The 20,186-nt window shown below is 46.2% G+C and carries 16 protein-coding genes; 15 read left to right on the top strand and 1 reads right to left on the bottom strand.

What is annotated here, in order from left to right; all coding sequences use genetic code 11:
* Positions 1–28: 28 nt before the first annotated feature.
* The 11 genes from hydE (at position 29) to M72_RS10520 (ending at position 13,630) form a co-directional block, all read left to right on the top strand.
* Positions 29–1,072: a [FeFe] hydrogenase H-cluster radical SAM maturase HydE gene (gene hydE, locus M72_RS10470; RefSeq protein ID WP_022046984.1), complete on the top strand. Its 1,044-nt coding sequence runs from the start codon at positions 29–31 to the stop codon at positions 1,070–1,072.
* A 31-nt stretch (positions 1,073–1,103) separates the two neighbouring features.
* On the top strand, positions 1,104–2,321 hold the full coding sequence (hydF, locus tag M72_RS10475; RefSeq protein WP_055068189.1) for a [FeFe] hydrogenase H-cluster maturation GTPase HydF: 1,218 nt from the start codon (positions 1,104–1,106) through the stop codon (positions 2,319–2,321).
* A 22-nt stretch (positions 2,322–2,343) separates the two neighbouring features.
* The gene (locus M72_RS10480; protein ID WP_055068190.1) at positions 2,344–2,925 is read left to right on the top strand and encodes a cytidylate kinase-like family protein; all 582 of its coding nucleotides are present in this window, start codon (positions 2,344–2,346) and stop codon (positions 2,923–2,925) included.
* Positions 2,926–3,034: 109 nt separating this feature from the next.
* Positions 3,035–3,400 carry a CidA/LrgA family protein gene (locus tag M72_RS10485; RefSeq protein WP_022046981.1) on the top strand — a complete coding sequence of 122 codons (366 nt, stop codon included), beginning with the start codon at positions 3,035–3,037 and terminating at the stop codon, positions 3,398–3,400.
* Complete coding sequence (locus tag M72_RS10490; protein ID WP_055068191.1) at positions 3,393–4,085, top strand: LrgB family protein; 693 nt, start codon at positions 3,393–3,395, stop codon at positions 4,083–4,085. The genes M72_RS10485 and M72_RS10490 overlap by 8 nt, the downstream gene beginning before the upstream one ends.
* Before the next feature lie 19 nt (positions 4,086–4,104).
* Positions 4,105–7,554, top strand: a complete 3,450-nt coding sequence (locus tag M72_RS10495; protein ID WP_082413882.1) for a PD-(D/E)XK nuclease family protein — start codon at positions 4,105–4,107, stop codon at positions 7,552–7,554.
* Positions 7,520–11,137, top strand: a complete 3,618-nt coding sequence (gene addA / locus M72_RS10500) for a helicase-exonuclease AddAB subunit AddA (protein ID WP_055068192.1) — start codon at positions 7,520–7,522, stop codon at positions 11,135–11,137. Before M72_RS10495 ends, addA begins: the two co-directional genes overlap by 35 nt.
* Positions 11,134–11,757, top strand: a complete 624-nt coding sequence (locus M72_RS10505; protein WP_022046977.1) for a Maf family protein — start codon at positions 11,134–11,136, stop codon at positions 11,755–11,757. The genes addA and M72_RS10505 overlap by 4 nt, the downstream gene beginning before the upstream one ends.
* Before the next feature lie 65 nt (positions 11,758–11,822).
* Complete coding sequence (locus tag M72_RS10510; RefSeq protein WP_022046976.1) at positions 11,823–12,086, top strand: hypothetical protein; 264 nt, start codon at positions 11,823–11,825, stop codon at positions 12,084–12,086.
* A 6-nt stretch (positions 12,087–12,092) separates the two neighbouring features.
* Positions 12,093–13,109: a peptidylprolyl isomerase gene (locus M72_RS10515; protein WP_055068193.1), complete on the top strand. Its 1,017-nt coding sequence runs from the start codon at positions 12,093–12,095 to the stop codon at positions 13,107–13,109.
* Positions 13,106–13,630 (top strand): phosphatase PAP2 family protein, encoded by a 525-nt coding sequence (locus M72_RS10520; RefSeq protein ID WP_055068194.1) that lies wholly within the window; start codon positions 13,106–13,108, stop codon positions 13,628–13,630. The genes M72_RS10515 and M72_RS10520 overlap by 4 nt, the downstream gene beginning before the upstream one ends.
* 64 nt (positions 13,631–13,694) lie before the next feature.
* On the opposite strand, the gene htpG is transcribed toward M72_RS10520, so the two are convergent.
* The gene (gene htpG, locus M72_RS10525; protein ID WP_022046973.1) at positions 13,695–15,776 is read right to left on the bottom strand and encodes a molecular chaperone HtpG; all 2,082 of its coding nucleotides are present in this window, start codon (positions 15,774–15,776) and stop codon (positions 13,695–13,697) included.
* Between the two features lie 277 nt (positions 15,777–16,053).
* Here htpG and M72_RS10530 point away from each other — a divergent pair, with 277 nt between their 5' ends.
* The 4 genes from M72_RS10530 to M72_RS10545 all read left to right on the top strand — a co-directional run bounded on the left by M72_RS10530 (position 16,054) and on the right by M72_RS10545 (position 20,161).
* Complete coding sequence (locus tag M72_RS10530; RefSeq protein ID WP_022046972.1) at positions 16,054–16,443, top strand: thioesterase family protein; 390 nt, start codon at positions 16,054–16,056, stop codon at positions 16,441–16,443.
* On the top strand, positions 16,443–17,078 hold the full coding sequence (locus tag M72_RS10535; protein WP_022046971.1) for a sce7726 family protein: 636 nt from the start codon (positions 16,443–16,445) through the stop codon (positions 17,076–17,078). Before M72_RS10530 ends, M72_RS10535 begins: the two co-directional genes overlap by 1 nt.
* Before the next feature lie 118 nt (positions 17,079–17,196).
* On the top strand, positions 17,197–19,020 hold the full coding sequence (locus tag M72_RS10540; protein ID WP_055068195.1) for a substrate-binding and GGDEF domain-containing protein: 1,824 nt from the start codon (positions 17,197–17,199) through the stop codon (positions 19,018–19,020).
* Positions 18,968–20,161: a DUF4422 domain-containing protein gene (locus M72_RS10545; RefSeq protein ID WP_243000936.1), complete on the top strand. Its 1,194-nt coding sequence runs from the start codon at positions 18,968–18,970 to the stop codon at positions 20,159–20,161. Before M72_RS10540 ends, M72_RS10545 begins: the two co-directional genes overlap by 53 nt.
* Positions 20,162–20,186 lie beyond the last annotated feature (25 nt).

The raw sequence follows: 20,186 nt of genomic DNA on the forward strand, positions 1-20,186 counted from the left end.
TTGGATGGCGCAAGTGCCAGAACGGTGTATGCAAATGTTAAAGCAGATCATAACGGAAATTGAAAACAGACAGAATATAACCCGTGATCAGCTGGCTCTGCTGCTGGAGACAACGGATACCGGGGACATTGCATTTCTTCACGAGCGGGCACGTAAGACAGCAGATGCCATTTACGGAAAGCAGGTGTTTATCCGTGGATTGATTGAATTCACCAATTACTGTAAGAATGACTGTATTTACTGTGGCATTCGAAAGAGCAATCGCAAGGCAGAACGCTATCGCCTGACGGAGGAAGAAATTCTTTCCTGTTGTGCAAATGGGTATGAACTGGGATTTCGGACCTTTGTGCTGCAGGGAGGGGAAGATCCGTATTTTACGGACGATAAAATCTGTGCCCTGATACGGCAGATCAAGGCACAGTATCCCGATTGTGCGGTGACGCTTTCCATCGGGGAGAAAGAGCACGACAGCTATCAGGCATTTTTTGATGCCGGTGCGGACCGGTATCTGCTGCGTCATGAGACCGCGGACGAGGCGCATTATGGAAAACTGCATCCGGCAGAAATGTTCTGGAAACATCGCATGGACTGTCTGTGGGATTTAAAAGAAATCGGTTATCAGGTGGGATGTGGATTTATGGTCGGTTCGCCGGAGCAGACGGTGGATACGCTGTATGAAGATCTGCAGTTTATCCGGAAATTGCAGCCGCATATGGTAGGCATCGGTCCGTTTATTCCCCAGAAGGATACCCCGTTTGGCGAAAAAAAGGCAGGAACAATGGAAGATACGCTTCGGCTTTTATCCATTATCCGACTGTTGCAGCCGCATGTGCTGCTGCCATCAACAACTGCACTGGGAACCATTCATCCGCTGGGCAGGGAAAAAGGAATTCAGGCAGGGGCAAATGTTGTGATGCCGAATCTTTCCCCGGTAGCAGTGCGGGAAAAATATAAATTATATGATAATAAAATCTGTACGGGAGATGAGGCGGCAGAGTGCCGGCACTGTATGGCGCGCCGCATGGAAAGTGTCGGATACAAAGTGGTCGTAAACCGTGGAGATTATCACTGATTCAGCAAAACGCACAAGAAGGAGAACGCATATGGGTGCAACATGGAATGAAACACCGTCTGCAAATCGTCTGCATATCGGTGTATTTGGAAAAACAAACAGCGGAAAATCTTCATTTATCAATGCTTTTACCGGGCAGGAGGTTTCCATCGTTGCAGATGTGGCGGGAACGACAACCGATCCGGTATACAAAGCGATGGAAATTTATCCGATGGGACCGTGCACGATTATGGACACGGCAGGATTTGATGATGAAAGCACGCTGGGAGAACAGCGCGTGGAACGGACGCGGCTTGCAGCCCAAAAAGCAGATCTGGCAATTATTGTATTTTCTGCACAGCCGGTTTCCGGCGAATCCTATGAGGAAGAACTGAAATGGTACACCTGGTTTAAGGAGCGTAAAATTCCGGTTCTTCTGATCATTAACAAGGCGGACGTGGCGGATGCAGCACCTCTGAAAAACTATCTGAAAGAAAAAACAAAGGAAGATGCACTGGCAGTCAGTGCATTGACCGGAGCCGGTATGGAAAATGTCCGGGAGGCAATGAGCCGCAGAGTGCCGGAGAATTTTGGAAACCGTTTGATTACGGGGGATCTGGTCACGGAGGAAGATCTTGTGCTTCTTGTTATGCCACAGGATATTCAGGCACCGAAAGGACGTCTGATTCTGCCGCAGGTGCAGACGCTGCGGGAATTACTGGATAAAAAGTGTATGGTTATGAGTGTGACCACGGACAAACTGCTTCCGGCACTCAACATGCTGCAGCAGGCACCAAAGCTGATTATTACCGATTCCCAGGTGTTTGATTATGTATACCGGAATAAACCGGCGGAAAGTATGCTGACATCTTTTTCTGTGCTGTTTGCTGCATACAAAGGGGATCTGCCGTACTATATGGAAGGTGCCAGACAGATCGATGCAATGAACGAAAACTCTCATGTGCTGATAGCGGAATGCTGTACGCATGCCCCTTTGAGCGAGGATATCGGCAGGGTAAAAATTCCGCGTATGCTGCGGAAACGATTTGGAGAACGGCTAAGGATTGATCATGTGAGCGGCACGGATTTTCCACAGGATCTGGAAGGGTATGACCTGATCATTCAGTGTGGCGCGTGTATGTTTAACCGCAGATATGTAGTATCAAGAATCGACCGCGCAAAGGCACAGAACATTCCAATGACAAATTATGGGATTACAATTGCACATTTGACTGGAATTCTGGATAAAATTGTGCTAACATTGCGGTAACAGGAAAGAAGGGGATTACGGCATGAAGATTACAATTGCAAGAGAGTGCGGCTGTTATGGAGATGAAGTCGGACAGGTTCTGGCAGACAGACTGAATGTTCCACTTTACAATAAAAAGACATTAACAGAACTCGCAAAGAAAAAGGGAATTCTGGAGCATTATCCGGATTATTTCGGTGAGAATCCGGCGGGAACGCTTCTGGCAGTCATTGCGGAAGACGATGGGGAAGACAGTGTTGTGCACCGGACACCGAGGAAAGTTCTGGATGAACTGATTGGGGAGACATCGTGTATTCTGATTGGCAGAGCCGGAAATTATGCTTACCGGAAGGAAAACGATGTGGTACGTGTGTTTTTAAGTGGTGACAGGGAATCCCGGATTCATCATCTGATGGAGAAGCATAAGGTGAAAAGGCATGAGGCGGAGGCCATCATTGAGAAGACGGAAGGCCGGCGTAAGCAGTATCATATGTATTATACCGGGGAGGACTGGGGGTACGCTGCAAATTATGATCTTTGCATTAATGATACGCGTTTTGGAATTGAAGGTACGGCAGATATCATTATGCAGTATGTAAAAGATTGCACCGCACAGGAAAAATAGGGAGAAGGATTTAAGAATGGGGATTGTATTTTATTAATACAATCCTTATTTTTGCCCCAAAAATCCTGAAAGGTGCTAAAATGGGAAAAGCGAAAGAAGGAGTTAAAAAATGAAGTATTTAAGACAACTATTGATGATTCTTATTTTCTCGTTTATCGGGGAAGTCCTGCACGCGGTGATTCCGATTCAGATGCCGGCAAGTATTTATGGTCTGGTGCTTTTATTTATTGCACTGATGACAGGACTGGTCAAATTGCCGCAGGTGCATGAAGCCGCGCGGTTTCTGATTGAGATTATGCCGCTGATGTTCATTCCGGCGGGTGTCGGGCTGATTGACAGCTGGGGAGAACTGCGGCCGATTCTGCTTCCGGTCATTGTTCTGCTGCTCGTTTCTACCGTACTGGTTATGGGCGTGTCAGGACAGGTTACACAGCAGATGATGCATCATGGAAAGAAAGAGGACAAGAATGAATAACTTTTTACAGAACTCTGTATTTTTCGGAGTATTTATCAGTATTATTACCTATGAGATCGGGGTATTGATCAAGAAAAAATTAAAGATCGCCATTTTTAATCCACTGTTGATTTCTATGGCACTGATCATTATTATTCTGCTGATTTTTCATGTGGATTATGACACATACGAAAGTGGGGCGAAATACCTTTCGTATTTCCTGACACCGGCAACGGTTGCGCTGGCGGTACCTTTGTATGAGCAGATTGAGCCTCTTAAGAAAAACTGGAAGGCGATTCTTGCAGGAATTTTTGCGGGTGCCATGACCTCTGCGCTGTGTGTGTTGGTATTGTCACTGATTTTTAAATTATCACACAAACAGTATGTCACACTGCTTCCAAAGTCCATCACAACGGCGATCGGTATGGGATTGTCCGAAGAACTGGGCGGAATTGTAACCATTACGGTTGCAGTTATCATTGTCACAGGGGTGATTGGAAATATGTTTGCCGAGAATATCTGTAAACTGTTTCACATTAGCGATCCGGTGGCAAAAGGCGTTGGAATCGGATCTGCTTCGCATGCCATGGGAACATCAAAGGCAATGGAGATGGGAGAGATTGAAGGGGCAATGAGCAGTCTGTCAATTGCAGTCTCCGGTCTGATGACGGTTGTGGTATCGCTGATCTTTTCACATATTTATTAAGGGGGAAAAAGAGGGGGTTATGGCTTTACAATTTGTACTGGGAAGTTCGGGGAGCGGGAAAACAGAATACATCTATGAGCGTCTGGTGCGGCAGGCAGGGGAACATCCGAAGAAAAATTATCTGGTGATTGTACCGGAGCAGTTTACGATGCAGACCCAGCAGAAACTGGTGGAACTTGCACCGAATCATGCAATTATGAACATTGATGTGTTAAGTTTTAAGCGTCTGGCATACCGTGTGTTTGATGATATGGGGATGCAGGACATACAGGTTCTGGAAGAAACCGGAAAAAACCTGGTGCTGCGCAGGCTTGCACAGGAACAGGAGGAGACGCTTACCGTTCTTCGGGCAAATATGAACCGGATGGGATATATCGGGGAAGTAAAATCAATGATCTCAGAGCTGGTGCAGTACCGGATTTCACCGGAACAGCTGGTGGATCTGACGGAGGACAAAACAATCTCACCGGTACTTTCTGCAAAACTGCGCGACGTGGCAACCATGTATCGCGCTTTTTGTGATTTTATGAAAGATAGTTTTGTGACGGCGGAAGAGATATTAAATGTTCTGAAAAATCTTGTGCCGCAGTCGGAAACTTTGCGGGATGCGGTGCTGGTATTTGATGAGTTTACCGGTTTTACACCGATACAGAATGATCTCATGCGGGAATTGCTGCAGGTGACAGAGCATATTTACATTACGCTTACAATCGATGCTGCAGAAGATTTTTATCATTGCAGTGGAAATGAAGAATTATTTGCACTGTCCAAAAAAACGATTCTGTCTTTGATGAAGATGGCAGAAGAACTTCATGTGCAGGTGATGGAACCGGTGGTAATGACAGACAGTGCACACAAGCGTTTTAAGCTGGCTCCGGCACTGGCATTTATGGAACAGAATCTGTTTCGTCCCCGTCCGGCAAAATATACCAAGCCGGTAGAAGAAATCCATCTTGCCGCAGTAAAAAATCCACAGGAAGAACTGATTCTTGTGGCCAGGCAGATCAATGCGCTAATCAGACAGGGATACCGCTATCGGGAAATTGCTGTGGTGACGGGCGCAGTGGAAGCTTATCAGAGTTATATGGATCCGGTTTTTACGAAATATGAGATTCCATATTTTATGGATACGACCAAAGAAGTGTTATTTCATCCGTTCATTGAATGTATTCGTGCCGCGCTTGAAATTGTGGATACGAATTTTAGTTATGAGGCAGTCATGCGCTTTTTGCGGTGTGGATTCTGTGATATTGCGGAGGACGATCTGGACCGGCTGGACAGTTATCTGGTTGCAACCGGTATCCGCGGCAAAGCGGCGTGGAGCAGACGATGGGGGCATATGCCACGGCAGAAAACGCTTTACGATCTGGAACAGCTCGAAAAACTCCGGGAAAAAATATATGGGTATCTTGAGCCGTTTGCAGCAGTATTTGCCCGAAAAGATGCCCGTGTTTCGGATGGCATCCGGGCATTGTATGAGCTGCTGACACAGCTGGACACCCAGCATCAGTTATGGAACAGGGAACAGCAGCTTCTGGCGCAGGGAGAGGAAACCAGATCCCGGGAATATGCACAGATTTATACAATCGTGATGCAACTTCTGGAAAAATATAATCTATTACTGGGGGAGGAGCCATTGCAGATCCGGGATTTTACCGAAGTGCTGGAGGCAGGACTTTCCGCTGCAGACGTGGCTGTGATTCCACCGGGCTATGACAGTGTTACGATAGGAGATATCGAACGTACACGATTAAATCATATCAGGATTTTATTTTTTATCGGTGTGAACGACGGTATTATTCCGAAAGCGGCAAATGCCGGAGGAATTATTTCCGAATACGAAAGAGAACTTCTGGCAGAAAAAATGGAGTTAGCACCGGGGGCAAGGGAGCAGGCATTTATTCAGCGCTTTTATCTGTACCGCAATCTTACCAAACCTTCAGAAAAATTATATGTCAGTTATGCAAAGGTTGACAGTGAGGGAAAAGCCATCCGTCCTTCTTATCTGACCGGAGTTTTGAGGAAACTGTTTCCGACACTGAAATTGCAGGAACCGGAGCATATGGAGGCGCATACAGATTTTTATACCAAAGAGGCTGCCGAAGATTATCTCGTCTTCGGACCGCACGAAGAAGCCTGGTATGCGCTTGCCCGCTGGTTCCTGCAGGAGAATGATATGCAAAAGCAGGAGAAGATCCGTAAACTTCTGCATGCGCCGTATACACGGTATGAGGGAGAGCCAATCAGCCGGGCGGTTGCACTTGCACTGTACGGAAGACATCCGTACGGAAGTATTACGCGGCTGGAACGGTTTGCTGCCTGTGCATATGCACATTTTCTGCAATACGGGTTAAAACTTACGGAGCGTGAGACCAGTGCATTTGAGAGTGTGGATATGGGAAATATCTATCATACGGCCTTAGAACGCTACAGCCGGAAGCTGGAACAATCGGAATATGACTGGTTTGTGGTGCCGGATGCCGTGCGCCGGCAGATGGCAGAGAATGCCATGCAGGAGGCAATTGCCGGGTATCCGGGTATGGCGGTCTGCGATACGGCAGAAAATGCCTATCAGAGAAAACGGATGCTTGCTATTTTTGACCAGACGGTCTGGGCATTGACCAGACAGGTGCGTGCGGGGCAGTTTGTACCGGAAAAATTTGAGGTGACATTTGACGAACTGGAGGGAAAGGAAAGTCTCGAGTACCGGTTATCGCATGATGTGACCATGCGGTTGGAAGGAAGGATTGACCGTCTGGATACCTTTGAAGATGAAAATAAAATTTCGATTAAAGTAATAGACTATAAATCCGGAAATACAAAGTTCGATCTGATCCGCGTGTACCGCGGACTGCAGCTGCAGCTGGTGGTTTATATGGATGCGGCGATGGAAATGCTGCGGGGACAGCATCCGAAAAAAGAAATCCTTCCCGGGGGAATTCTCTATTATCACATTGATGATCCGGTACTCGAATCGGATACTCCATTGTCAGACGAAGAGGCCGAGCAGGCGCTGCTTTTCGCACTGCGTCCGGATGGACTGGTGAATTCCGGAGAGGAAATCTATCGTGCCATGGATCAGAATTTTGAGGGAAAATCGCAGATGATCCCCGTGGAAATCAAGAAAAACGGTGAAATTTCCGCAGCGCGTTCAAAAGTGGCATCGACGGAAGAGTTTGCGGTGATTACCCGCTATGTAGAGCACGAGATCCGGCAGTGTGGGGAAGCCATCTATGCGGGAAATATTGCGGTGAATCCTTACCGGAGTGATATAGAAACCAGCTGTACCTATTGTCCTTATGGTTCGGTGTGCGGGATGGATGCAAAAATTCCGGGATATGAATACCGGCAGTTTGCATCCATGAAAAAAGAAGAAGTGCTTGACCAGATGCAGACAGAGCTTGCCAGAAACAGGGGAAAGGAGGAGCGATCAGATGGAATGGACGAAGGAACAGCAGAACGTCATTGATTTCAGAAACCGGGATATTCTCGTCTCGGCGGCAGCGGGATCGGGAAAAACAGCGGTGCTTGTGGCACGTATTATCCAAAGGATTCTCGACCCACAGAATCCGGTTGATATCGACCGGCTTTTGGTTGTGACATTTACGAAGGCAGCGGCGGCGGAGATGCGGGAGCGTATCGGGGCTGCCATTGAGGCAGAATGTGAAAAAGATCCCCAAAACACGCATTTGCGCAGACAGTCGGCACTGATTCACAATGCCATGATCACAACGATTGACAGTTTCTGCCTTTTTGTGGTACGGAATCATTTTGAAGAGATCAGTCTGGACCCGAATTTCAGGATTGCAGATGAAGGAGAGATCCGGCTGCTGGAGCAGGACGTGCTGGAGCAGGTGTTTGAAGATAACTATGCGCGGCAGGAAAAGACGTTTCTTTCACTGATCGATGCCTATGCCGGAAAAAGAAACGACCACGGGGTGCGGGAGATGGTGGCAAAGATTTACCGGATGTCTTTGAGCAGTCCGTGGCCGCAGGCGTGGATGAAAAAACTCACCGAACCGTATCAGGTGGAACGTGCACAGGAACTGGTGCAGACAGAGATGCTTGAGGACATTGCGGAACATGCCAGGCTTTTGTTGTGTGACATGTGCACACAGATGACACAGGCATTGCAGTTGTGTAATGAGCCGGATGGACCGCAGGCATATGCAAAGACACTGGAAGCGGATCTGACGCAGCTGCAGCAGGCAGAAAATCTGCAGGGATATCTGCAGGTACAGACATTTTTAAATGGTCTGGTCTTTGGAAAATTGTCACCGATCCGCAAATTCTCCGGGGATGTCAAAAAAAAGGAAACGGTCATGGAGATCCGGTCGGATGTGAAAAAAGAAGTGGAAACGCTGCAGAAAAAATATTTTGCGATGGATCTGGAGACACTGCTTTTGCAGCAGAAACGCTTGTGTCCATTTCTCGAAGAGCTGGTAAGGCTGGCACTTGAATATACACAGGCAATGGAAACGGCAAAACGAAAGAAGAGAATTGTTGACTTTGCCGATATTGAGCATTTTGCTCTGCGGATTCTCGTGGACGAAAAAACAAAGCAGCCACGGCATACCGCAGAAGAATTCCGCAGACATTTTGCAGAAATCATGATTGATGAGTATCAGGACAGCAACCAGGTACAGGAAGAGATCATGCGTGCGATTTCCATGGAGCCGGAAGGCGGGCATAATCTGTTTATGGTGGGAGATGTCAAGCAGAGCATCTATCGGTTCCGGCTTGCACGCCCCGAACTTTTTATGGATAAATATGCATCTTTTTCGACGGAAGAGAGTCTGCAGCAGAGAATTGATCTGCATATGAATTTTCGAAGCCGTGCACAGGTGCTTGATTTCTGTAATGATATCTTCTACAAAATTATGAGTCCGGATCTGGGACGGGTTGCGTATGACCGGGATGCGGCATTGTATTACGGGGCAAAAAATTATGATGAGAATGCTAAAGGATTTAAACCGGAGCTTTTGCTTTTTGATGAAAAAGACGAATTGCTTTCAGAGACAAAGAATCTGACAAAAGGACAGATGGAAGCGCATATGATTGCCACGCGTATTGCGGATATGAAGCAGCACATGCAGGTGACGGATAAGGAGAGTGGACAGCTTCGGCCGCTGCGTTATTCCGATATTGTCATCCTGCTTCGAAGTTTAAAAGACTACGGAACAGATTTTGTGCAGGTTCTGCAGGGAGCGGGGATACCGGCATATGTGGAATCTTCGACCGGATATTTTTCGGCATCGGAGGTTCAGACGGTGCTGGCAATGCTGCGGATTCTGGATAATCCCTATCAGGATATTCCGATGGCGGCGGTTCTTCGGTCTCCCCTGGTGGGACTGGATGAGGAAGAAATGGCACAGATTCGTGTGGACAATCCGGAGTGTTCGTTTGCGGAAGCTGCAATGCATGCCATGCAGGATGCCACGGAGGGCGCACTTTATGACTTTTACCGGATGTATCGTAAACTGCGGGGAAAACAGGATCTGCCGATCCATGAACTGATCCAGAAGATTCTGCAGCTTAGCGGATATGGAAATTATGCGGCGGCATTGCCAGCGGGGGAGCGCCGTGCGGCAAATCTTGCAATGCTGGTGGAAAAAGCGGTTGATTACGAGAAAACAAGCTACCGGGGATTGTTTCATTTTCTGCGTTATATCGATAAGCTTCAGAAATATGAAGTGGATTTCGGGGAGGCAGATACCACAGGAGAAAATGCCAATGTTGTCCGCGTGATGACCATTCATAAGAGTAAGGGACTGGAGTTTCCGGTCGTTTTTGTGTCCGGTCTGGGAAGAAAAATGAATCAGATGGATGCCAGCGACCGGCTGGTGGTACATCCGGATTTAGGCCTTGGAATCTGTGAGATTTCCGGGCAGCCCAGAGTGAAAAAAAACAGTGTGTTCCGGTCGGAGATTGCAGACCGGATCCGCAGGGAAAATCTCGGAGAGGAACTGCGCATATTGTATGTAGCACTGACGAGGGCAAAAGAAAAACTGGTTTTGACCGGAATGATCAAAGATGCCAAAAAAACGTTTTCCGAATATACCGGAAATGTACTTCCGGGGAAGCCGGTCAGTTACCGGCAGAGGGTCCGGGCAGCCAGTTACCTGGACTGGATTCTTCCGGCCATGCTTTCTTATCCGCAGAAATATACGCTCGATGTGGTTCCACCGGAAAAAATTGTATGGGAAGAGGTGGAACAGGCGGCAGACAGCAGGGAAAATTATGAGGAACTTCTGCAGCATATCGATCATGCGAAACCGGAACTGCTTCAGCAGTATGACCAGTGGTTTTCCTATCGTTACCCATATCAGAGTGAGGCCGGCAAAAAAAGTAAATATTCGGTTTCGGAACTGAAGCATGCATCGCTTGTCTTACAGTATGACAGGTCCGAGGGAGAAGCCGTGGTGCCGGATTTTCTGCAGGAAGACCGTGAAGTGTATGTTCCGGACTTTGCAAGAGAAGAGGACAGAGAGTATCCGGCAGCTGAAAACGTAAATCAGGGTGCTATGCGGGGAACCGCGGTGCACCGGGTGATGGAATGTCTGGATTTTGCTGCGATTGCAGATATAGATACCTCTGATGCGGGAGCAGTTTCTGCATTTGTGAAACAGGAACTGGACCGGATGCTTGCAAACGGACAACTGCCGGGGGAATGGTATGCGCTTGTTATTCCGGAAATGATCGAAGCGTTTGTGGAAAGTCCGATTGCTCCCCGGATGGCAGCAGCAGCTGTGCGTGGGGATCTGTACCGGGAGAGACCGTTTGTGATGCAGCATCAGATGGAGGCATCCGGCGGGACGGTGCTGGTACAGGGAATCATAGATGTTTTCTGGATGGAAAATGATAAAATTATTTTGCTGGATTACAAAACGGACCGGGTAAAACAGGCGCAGGAACTTTTGATGCGCTATCAGACACAGCTTCAGCTGTATGCAGATGCATTAAGCCGTGTATTTTCTACGGATACAAAAAAAATGGTGGCGGAAGAAAAACTCATCTATTCGTTTCACCTGAAGGAGGTTGTCACATTATGAGTCGAATTGTACTTGCCTCTGCGTCACCGCGGAGAAAAGAGCTGCTCGAACAGATCGGACTGGAATTTGAAATTTGTCCGGCGAAGGGAGAAGAAGTCATTACTGCTGGTTCTGTGGATGGGGCAGTGTTAGAACTTTCCCGTCAGAAAGCGGAAGAAGTGGCCGCAGGAATTCTTTCCTACAATGAAATCCATCCGGAGCTGGTTACGCCGCAGGACATTCTGGTGATCGGGGCCGATACGGTGGTTGCCTGTGATGGAAATATTCTCGGGAAACCGCGGGATGAAGCGGATGCAGCCCATATGCTTTCGATGCTGTCCGGACATACCCACAGCGTATACACGGGAGTAACGCTTGTTTTTATTGATAAAAACGGCAGAACCGGGGAAACTTCATTTTATGAGAAAACAGATGTCTGCATGTATCCTTTGGATGACGCGGAAATCCGGCGCTATATTGCCGGCGGAGAGCCGATGGATAAGGCGGGAAGCTATGGAATTCAGGGACAGGCAGCTGCTTTTGTGAAGGAAATCCATGGTGATTATAACAATGTGGTGGGACTTCCGGTGGGGCGGTTATATCAGGAACTGAAAAAACTGGGAGTCATGGAGTGGAATTAAGGGATTGTCACAGAGAAATTCCTTCGTTATAATAATAGAAAGTGATTCACAGGGAGGAAAAAGGTATGAACGAATACGATGAGGAGATTTTACATTATTTTCTGGAACACCAGACACAACTTTTCCCGGAGGCGGTAGCGGAAAGCCCGGAGGAAGCAGAAGAGTTTCTGGAGGACTGCATGGCGGTTGTCTGTAAAAATATAAAAGAAGTGCGGGATTATTTTGATGACGCGGGGATGGATGTCGCCGGAATGAGTGAGGAAGAACTGTTAGAGGCGAGTGAGGTTTTTGCAATTCCCGATGGTCGTTTTCTTGTCGTAGAAGGATAAAACGGTATGAAAAAAAAGAGATGGAAACTGGCGGGGATTTTTCTTATAGCAGCGCTTACGGTACCGTCACTCGGAGGCTGTAAGGTTGGAAATACACAGATTCGCCTGTCGTCAGGACAGCTGAGAAACCATAATGCCATTGTGCGGATCAATGATCATAAATATGATATTAGATATGCAAAACTGTATTTGTGCAATTACCGCAACCTGTATGGCAAAGCGTACGGAACGGATCTCTGGGAATCCTATGATGCGGATTTAGAACAGTATGTCAAGGATGTGACGATTCAGGAACTGACACATATTGCATGTATGGATATTCTGGCAGAAAATCAGGACATGCATCTGAGTGAGCAGGAAAAGAAACAGGCAGCACGTGCGGCAAAAGAATATTACCAGTCACTTACGGAGGAAGAAAAAACGTTCATCGGTCTGTATGAGAGAGAGATCCGTACAGCATATGAAGAGTATGCACTGGCAGAAAAGCTGTATCATGCGCTGACACAGGGAACCGATGAGGAGATCAGTGATGATGAAGCCAGAGTGGTCCGGGTACAACAGATCTATGTAAAAGAAAAAGAAGCACTGCGTGCGGTGCAGGAAAATCTTGCAGCGGGAGATGATTTTGCCTCGGTTGCGAGTGCTTACAATCAGTCGAGGGAGTTTGAGCGCACCATTGCACGTGGAACTTATCCGGATGCGATGGAGGAGATCGTGTTTAATCTCGATGACGGAGCGTGTTCCGATGTGATTGCGGCAGATGACGGGTATTATATCATCCGCTGTCTGAACAAATTCGAAAAAGATCTGACGGAGGAAAACAAGGAAAAAATCCGTGTAAAGAAAAAAAAAGAACGATTTGAAAACGAGTACCAGACGTTTGTGAAGAATTCCACGTTTTGCTTAAATGATAATCTGTGGGACGATGTGACGTTAAAAGATGTGTCCGGCATCGGGACGGATTCTTTTTTCAGCACATATGAGAAATATTTTACAACAGGAGAAAATACAGAGACAACATGAAATGGGAATTTGATATTTTATATGCACTGCAGAAGATTCATCAGCCGGTTCTTGACCATATCATGACAGGACTCTCCACGATAGGAAATGCCGGTATTTTCTGGATTGTACTTGGCCTTGCGCTTTGTATTCCGAAGAAATACCGCAAAATTGGAATCCAGATGGTGATATCCATGGCAATTACGTTTATCATTGGAAATCTGATCCTGAAAAATCTGATCGCAAGAGAAAGACCCTGCTGGCTGGATACACAGATTGCCCTGCTCATAAAAAGCCCAAAGGATTATTCTTTTCCGTCCGGGCATTCCATGAACGGATTTGCTGCATCCATCGCACTTTTATGTAATGATAAAAAGCTTGGAATTCCGGCAGTGATTTTAGCATCCCTGATTGCGTTTTCCAGACTGTATCACTTTGTTCATTTTCCGACCGATGTAATGGTGGGAATTTTAATCGGTACGACCGTGGCAATTCTGGTGCATGCGGGTTATCTGAGAGGGAGCCGCAGACATTTTTCGTAATTTTTAATATCATAGAAGTAAAAAACTCCGAAGCATACAGCTTCGGAGTTTTTCGTACCATTTTTTATTTAGTTAACAGTAACATGATATCGTTGCTTCGCTTTACGAACTTTGTCATAGCCTCTGCGGACAATGGCTGGTTGGAAAGCATGGCCAGATCATAGAGCTGTTCTGCAAACATGCCGGAATGTTCGGAATCTTTGTGTTCGAACAGATATTTTACCAGAGCGTTGTTTGCATTTAAAGTCAGAGTCTGGTCTGCTGCAAACATATTCGGGTCCATACCGCCCATACCGCCGGCTGCGTACATCTTCATCATATCCTGCATACGTCTGCCCTGTTCGGAGAGTGTGAGGATAGAGGCAACATCCGCATCCTTTAAGCTTTCTACTTTTACCGTAAGCTTATCGTTGTTCAGTGTCTTTTTGAACAGATCGGAAAGGGTATTGGTTTCCTCGGTCAGATCTGCTGCATCATCGGATTTTAAGGCATCTGTGACATCTGCATCAATACGCTTGAACTGATAGTGCTCGTTGCGCTGCTCTAACTGTGTGATGAAGGAAGTATCGATGTTGTGATCGAGGATTACGGCATTCATGCCCTGTTCCTTGAACATCTTGATGTATTGTCCCTGCTGAGCCTTGTCTGTTACATAGTAGATCGTGCTGCGTTCCGGCTCTTTTTCTTCCTCTTTTGCATCGTCTGACTTGGATTCTTCCGTCTTTGCATCTTCGGTCGTCTTTTCGTCGTCTTTCTTTTCGTCCTCAACAGGAACGAGAAGTTCCGGAAGTGTCTGATACTTGTCATTGATATCCTTAAAGAGGATATAATCATTCATCTTGTCACAGAACTTGGTATCTTTTAAGCAGCCGTATTTGATAAACGGGCTGATATCATCCCAGTATTTTTCGTAGTTTTCTTTCTCTGTCTTGCACATGCCGATGAGCTTGTCAGCCACTTTCTTGGTAATGTACTCGGAAATTTTCTTGACAAAACCGTCATTCTGCAGCGCAGAACGTGATACGTTCAGAGGCAGATCCGGACAGTCGATAACGCCTTTTAAGAGCATTAAGAATTCCGGAATGACTTCTTTGATATTATCTGCGATAAATACCTGATTGTTGTAAAGTTTGATGGTTCCTTCAATGGAATCATACTCGGTATTGATCTTCGGGAAATAGAGGATACCTTTTAAATTGAACGGATAATCCATATTCAGATGGATCCAGAACAGAGGCTCTTTGTAATCCATAAATACCTTGCGGTAAAATTCCTTGTAATCCTCATCGGTACATTCACTTGGATTTTTGGCCCAGAGAGGATTGGTATCGTTGAGTGGTACCGGACGTTTTACAATCTTTACCTTGTCCTTGGCCGGAGAAACTTCTACGATTTCTTTTTCGCCCTTGTCGTTTTCTTTTTCCTCAGTCTTGGCCTCTTCGTGGATTTCTTCAATTACTTTATCGGTATCTTTTACATCTTCCTTGTCGATCGTTTCATATTCTTCCGGGGCATTGGCCTTGGAAAGATAGATCTCGGTTGGCATGAAAGAACAGTATTTTTCAATGACTTCTCTTGCACGGTATTCGTTGGCAAATTCCAGACAATCCTCATTTAAGAAAAGTGTGATTTCTGTACCAACGGTTGTTTTGTCGCCATCTTTCATATCAAATTCGGTACCGCCATCGCAGGACCAGTGAACAGCGGTTGCACCTTCTTTATAAGAAAGGGTATCAATCGTTACTTCATCTGCAACCATAAATGCGGAGTAAAAACCAAGTCCGAAATGACCGATAATCTGATCGTCATTGGATTTATCTTTGTATTTCTCGATGAAATCCGTTGCACCGGAAAATGCAATCTGGTTGATATATTCTTCTACTTCATCGGCAGTCATTCCAAGACCGTTATCGATAAATGTTAAGGTTTTTTCTTCCGGGTTTACGATGACCTGAATCTTTGCTTTATAATCAGCAGGAAGGGAATATTCTCCCATCATGTCCAGTTTCTTTAATTTGGTAATCGCATCGCAACCGTTGGAAATCAGCTCACGATAGAAGATATCATGATCTGAATATAACCATTTCTTGATAATCGGAAACAGGTTGTCGCTGTCGATGGATAATGATCCGTGTTTATTTGCCATATGTTATACATCTCCTTTGTTTTCATTCACAAATGTTCGCTAATGAAAATGATAAAACCAGTTTTGTAAAAAGTCAATAGAAAATCAGCACTCTTTTTGAATGAGTGCTAACAATGAACGCGAAAATGCCGGAAAATAGCGTGTTGGTGCATTTCTAAAAACTTTCTAAACTGTAGACACTTCTTTTAAATCATGTTACTATTTATGCAGAACAGGTGATCGCGAAACTCTTTCCCGATCGCTTATTTAATGCAAAATAAGAAAAGGAGTATTACATATGTTAAAAGAAGGCGTAAAAGGAACACAGGAAATTATGGTAACAGAGGAAAACACCGCAAAAGTTATGGGAAGCGGTGCCCTGGATGTATTTGCAACCCCTGCAATGATCGCATTGATGGAAAAGACTGCATGGGAGAGTGTACAGCCGTATTTAGAGGAGGGAAGCGGAACGGTAGGAACGTTAATGAATGTAAAACATGTGGCAGCTTCCCCGGTGGGCATGAAAATTACCTGTGAAACCGAACTGACGAAAGTAGATGGCAGAGCACTGACGTTTTCTGTAAAAGCTTTTGATGAGGCAGGACTGATCGGAGAGGGCGAGCATGAGCGTTTTATTGTATATAATGAAAAATTCCAGGCAAAAGCCGATGCAAAGCTGGAAAAATAATGTTATACGATAAAGATATCCGTGAACCTCTGGCATTTTATCTGGAAGAAATTTACGGGAAAAACAGAATCCTTGAGGAACAGGTGATGGGGCAGTCACGGGCGGATATGGTCATGGTGGTACACGATGCCCTCTACGGAATTGAGATCAAGAGTGATGCGGACAGTTATGCACGGCTGGATCGCCAGGTGAAAGATTACAACTTATATTATGACTATGATCTGGTCGTGGTCGGAACCCGGCATGCGGCACATATTAAGGAACATGTCCCGGAATGGTGGGGGATCATTACGGTGGAACAGGTAGGGGATCAGGTTGATTTTTATATGCTGCGGGAGCCGCAGAGTAACCCACAGATGGACTGGAACTGTAAAATAGAGATTTTGTGGCGGCCGGAACTGGCGCATATCCAGGAACTGAACGCGATGCATGCATATAAGCAGAAAAGCAAGCGGTTTGTGGCCGATAAAATTGTCGAGACAGTTCCGAAAGAAACGCTGGCAGTCCAGCTCTCGGAAGAACTGTTCGAGCGGGATTATACAAAAATCTGGGAGACGATCCAGAACTTTCGAAAGGAAAACGGACAAAAACTGCGTCGGAGACGAAGAAGACGGAAAACAAAAAAACAGGCGTAAAGCGGGCAGAAACAGGAAAAGAATATGTCGGCAAATGTCGAAAAACGGATGACGCTCTCTGAAATTGGTGGTATAATAGTACCAGATATGGGGAAGGAAAAAGAACAGGGGTGCGACTATGAAGATAGCAGTATTTGCGACAGGATGGAACGGTGAGTACCTGCGTGATATGTATCACGGTCTGGAAAATTCACAGAAAGAATTCCATGACTCCATACATCTGTATGCAAGTTTTGGAAGACTGGGATCAGGAGACAGTTTTAATAAGTCAGAGTTTGATTTTTTTGAACTGGCAGATATGGAGGCGTACGATGGATTTTTGTATCCGAGTACCACGGTCAAAGAAGGAGATGTCAAGCAGCGGTTACTCGAACGGATCATAGAAAGTAAAAAGCCCTGTGTATCTCTGGAAGAGGAGATTCCCGGGCTTTCTTTTGTCGGAATCAATCAGAGCAAAGCCATGCGGCAGATCGTGCGGCATCTTGCCGGGGTTCATGGAATCCGGACATTTGGTTTTATTAACGGGATGAAAGATACCTATGAGGCGCAGATGCGTCAACAGGGGGTAGAGTCCAAAATTCGGGAACTGGGGCTTTGTCTTATGCCGGAATGGGTGGATTATGGAAATTATGAGTACCGCTCCGGGGAAACATATGCCAGAAAAATGATTGCAGCATATGAGGCAGGGGAGGAACTCCCACAGGCGGTTATCAGCGCAAATGATCTGATGGCGGCAGCTTTTTTGCAGACCATAAAAGGAACTGCGCTCGAGGGAAAGATACCAATCACAGGGTTTGACCGGTATTTTGACGGGGAATGTTTCAGCCCGACGATGACAACCATTGAACGGCCGAGAGACCAGGTGGCATATGAAGCTGTCAGGCTTCTGCACGAACTGCATGAAAAGGCAGATGGAAAGCTGGTACACAGGGAACTTTCCTACCGGTTTTTTATCGGGAATACCTGTGGCTGCACAAAGCATGTCCCATTTGATACGGAATCGTTCCGTAACCGGATTTTCTGGAAAAATCTGCAGGAATATGACGCAAAATCCAAACTCGATTCCATGCAGGAATGGGTAACCAGCCGGATCTCTTTAGAAGAGATCATGGATGCGACGGGGAGATTCTTAGATCTGGTCGGGGCAGGAAGAGGGCAGATCTTTTTGACGGATGATCTGTTTTCCCAGGAAGCCAAAAGTTATCGAAGCTGTAAGAGAGAAGTACTTAACTGGTGCAATGAAAAGAACCGGACAGAAGAAGGCGGGGTACAGGTGTTTATGCCATTGCATTATCAGCTGCACCGGATGGGATACTGTATGGTGGCTGGTGTGGATGAGATGTTTAGGACAGGAATTCTGGAAACCTTTTTCCGCAATATCTGTTATGCACTGGAAAATTATATCCAGCGGAAGCAGTATCAGGAAGTAAATCTGAAACTGCAGAAGTTGTACCGGATCGATCAGCTGACGGGAATTTATAACCGTTTTGGAATGGAAGATCTGGGACAGAAGTTTTATGAGAGAAATTGTGAGTATCATATCAATACGAAGTTTATATTCTGTGATATCAATCGTTTAAAATACATCAACGATACATATGGGCATAAAGCCGGTGACTGGGTCATCCGAAAGACGGGGGAAGCGCTTGGAAGGCTTGCCGCGGAAGACAGTCTGCCATTTCGGTTTGGCGGTGATGAATTTTTACTGCTGACGAGAGAAGAGTCCGGGATCACTGCGGAATCCATCCGTCAGAGTATTGCGGCGGTATGCAAGGAAGAACCATCCCCGATCCGGGAGCCTTTAGAGGCCAGCATCGGTGTGATTCTTGCTCCGTGGGACAGCGAGTATAATATGGATGTATATCTGAATCAGGCAGATGAGGCAATGTATGAAGAAAAGAAAATGTATCATGAAAAATATGGAGACCGGCGCAGAAGATAAAAATCAACAGACCGCCATCTATGTGATGACGCATAAGGCATTTACGCCGCCACCGGATCCGTTGTATATTCCGCTTCATGTGGGAAGAGCGGCGGCTTCGTCATACAGCAGGGATGAGAAATCGTCCCCGCTGTCTTTTTGTGTGGGAGATAATACCGGAGATCACATTTCCGAAAAAAACTGTTATTACAGTGAACTGACGGGAATGTACTGGGTATGGAAAAACTCCCATGCAAAGGTAGTTGGTACCTGCCATTACCGCCGGTATCTTTTAAATGAGCAGGGAAAATTGTTTACAGAGGCACAGATTCTTTCTCTGCTGCAGCAGTATGATGTGATCACAACGAAAGAACTGCAGCTGAATTTTTCTTATTATGAGGGATTTGCTTCTCACCACAAGATTTTATATCTGGACGAAACAGCCCGTGTGATACAGGAGATTTATCCGGATTATGCGGCGGATTTTCAGCAGCTGGTGCAGCAAAAGCACACCTATTTCGGAAATATGCTGATTGCAAAAAAAGAAGTTTATGATGCTTATATGGAATGGCTGTTTTCTATTTTATTTGAAGTGGAGCGGCGCGTGAAAGTGGAAGAAGAGGATTCTTATCACCGGAGAATTTTCGGATTCATTTCGGAGTTTTTACAGTATGTCTGGATCAGGCACAACAGGCTGCGGGTGTATGCGTGTATGGTAGGCATGCTGGGAGAAAAAGCAGAGATTGCAGAAGTCCGGTGCCGGCTGGCGGAATATTTTGACCGGGCAGATGTGGATGGAGCAAAGGCATATTTTTTGCAGGCAAAAAAAGAACGGCCGGATCTTCTGATGGAAGCATCGGATATCACCGGAGAACTTCATCTGTGTATGGAAGTGATCGCCATAGCAGGCTTAGAGCAGCAGGCATACGGTAAAAATCTTCTGACCCGTGTGCGTGGATTCCGGAATCTGATGCAGTACTGCAATAACCTGAACCGGTATGTACTGCAGAAAAAACAGGAGATCCCGGATGCCGGTCTGCAGGAGTGGGAAGAAGAAAATGAGGTAACTCCGGTTGCCAGACAGGTCGCAGAACAGGTGATGCATGCGTCTGAGGCGGAGGCATCTGTGGTACACCGGCTGCAAAATCAATTGACAAAATAAAAAACATCAATAAAATTGCTTAAAT

The organism is Roseburia faecis, from assembly GCF_001406815.1.
Taxonomy (GTDB): Bacteria; Bacillota; Clostridia; order Lachnospirales; family Lachnospiraceae; genus Roseburia; species Roseburia faecis.

Bases quoted from the DNA above. Each gene is read 5' to 3' on its own strand.
- hydF (WP_055068189.1), top strand. From the start codon at position 1,104: ATGGGTGCAACATGGAATGAAACACCGTCTGCAAATCGTCTGCATATC.
- M72_RS10485 (WP_022046981.1), top strand. From the start codon at position 3,035: ATGAAGTATTTAAGACAACTATTGATGATTCTTATTTTCTCGTTTATC.
- M72_RS10520 (WP_055068194.1), top strand. From the start codon at position 13,106: ATGAAATGGGAATTTGATATTTTATATGCACTGCAGAAGATTCATCAG.
- hydE (WP_022046984.1), top strand. From the start codon at position 29: ATGCAAATGTTAAAGCAGATCATAACGGAAATTGAAAACAGACAGAAT.
- M72_RS10505 (WP_022046977.1), top strand. From the start codon at position 11,134: ATGAGTCGAATTGTACTTGCCTCTGCGTCACCGCGGAGAAAAGAGCTG.
- M72_RS10510 (WP_022046976.1), top strand. From the start codon at position 11,823: ATGAACGAATACGATGAGGAGATTTTACATTATTTTCTGGAACACCAG.
- M72_RS10480 (WP_055068190.1), top strand. From the start codon at position 2,344: ATGAAGATTACAATTGCAAGAGAGTGCGGCTGTTATGGAGATGAAGTC.
- M72_RS10540 (WP_055068195.1), top strand. From the start codon at position 17,197: ATGAAGATAGCAGTATTTGCGACAGGATGGAACGGTGAGTACCTGCGT.
- M72_RS10535 (WP_022046971.1), top strand. From the start codon at position 16,443: ATGTTATACGATAAAGATATCCGTGAACCTCTGGCATTTTATCTGGAA.
- addA (WP_055068192.1), top strand. From the start codon at position 7,520: ATGGAATGGACGAAGGAACAGCAGAACGTCATTGATTTCAGAAACCGG.
- M72_RS10530 (WP_022046972.1), top strand. From the start codon at position 16,054: ATGTTAAAAGAAGGCGTAAAAGGAACACAGGAAATTATGGTAACAGAG.
- M72_RS10495 (WP_082413882.1), top strand. From the start codon at position 4,105: ATGGCTTTACAATTTGTACTGGGAAGTTCGGGGAGCGGGAAAACAGAA.
- htpG (WP_022046973.1), bottom strand. From the start codon at position 15,776: ATGGCAAATAAACACGGATCATTATCCATCGACAGCGACAACCTGTTT.
- M72_RS10490 (WP_055068191.1), top strand. From the start codon at position 3,393: ATGAATAACTTTTTACAGAACTCTGTATTTTTCGGAGTATTTATCAGT.
- M72_RS10515 (WP_055068193.1), top strand. From the start codon at position 12,093: ATGAAAAAAAAGAGATGGAAACTGGCGGGGATTTTTCTTATAGCAGCG.
- M72_RS10545 (WP_243000936.1), top strand. From the start codon at position 18,968: ATGAAGAAAAGAAAATGTATCATGAAAAATATGGAGACCGGCGCAGAA.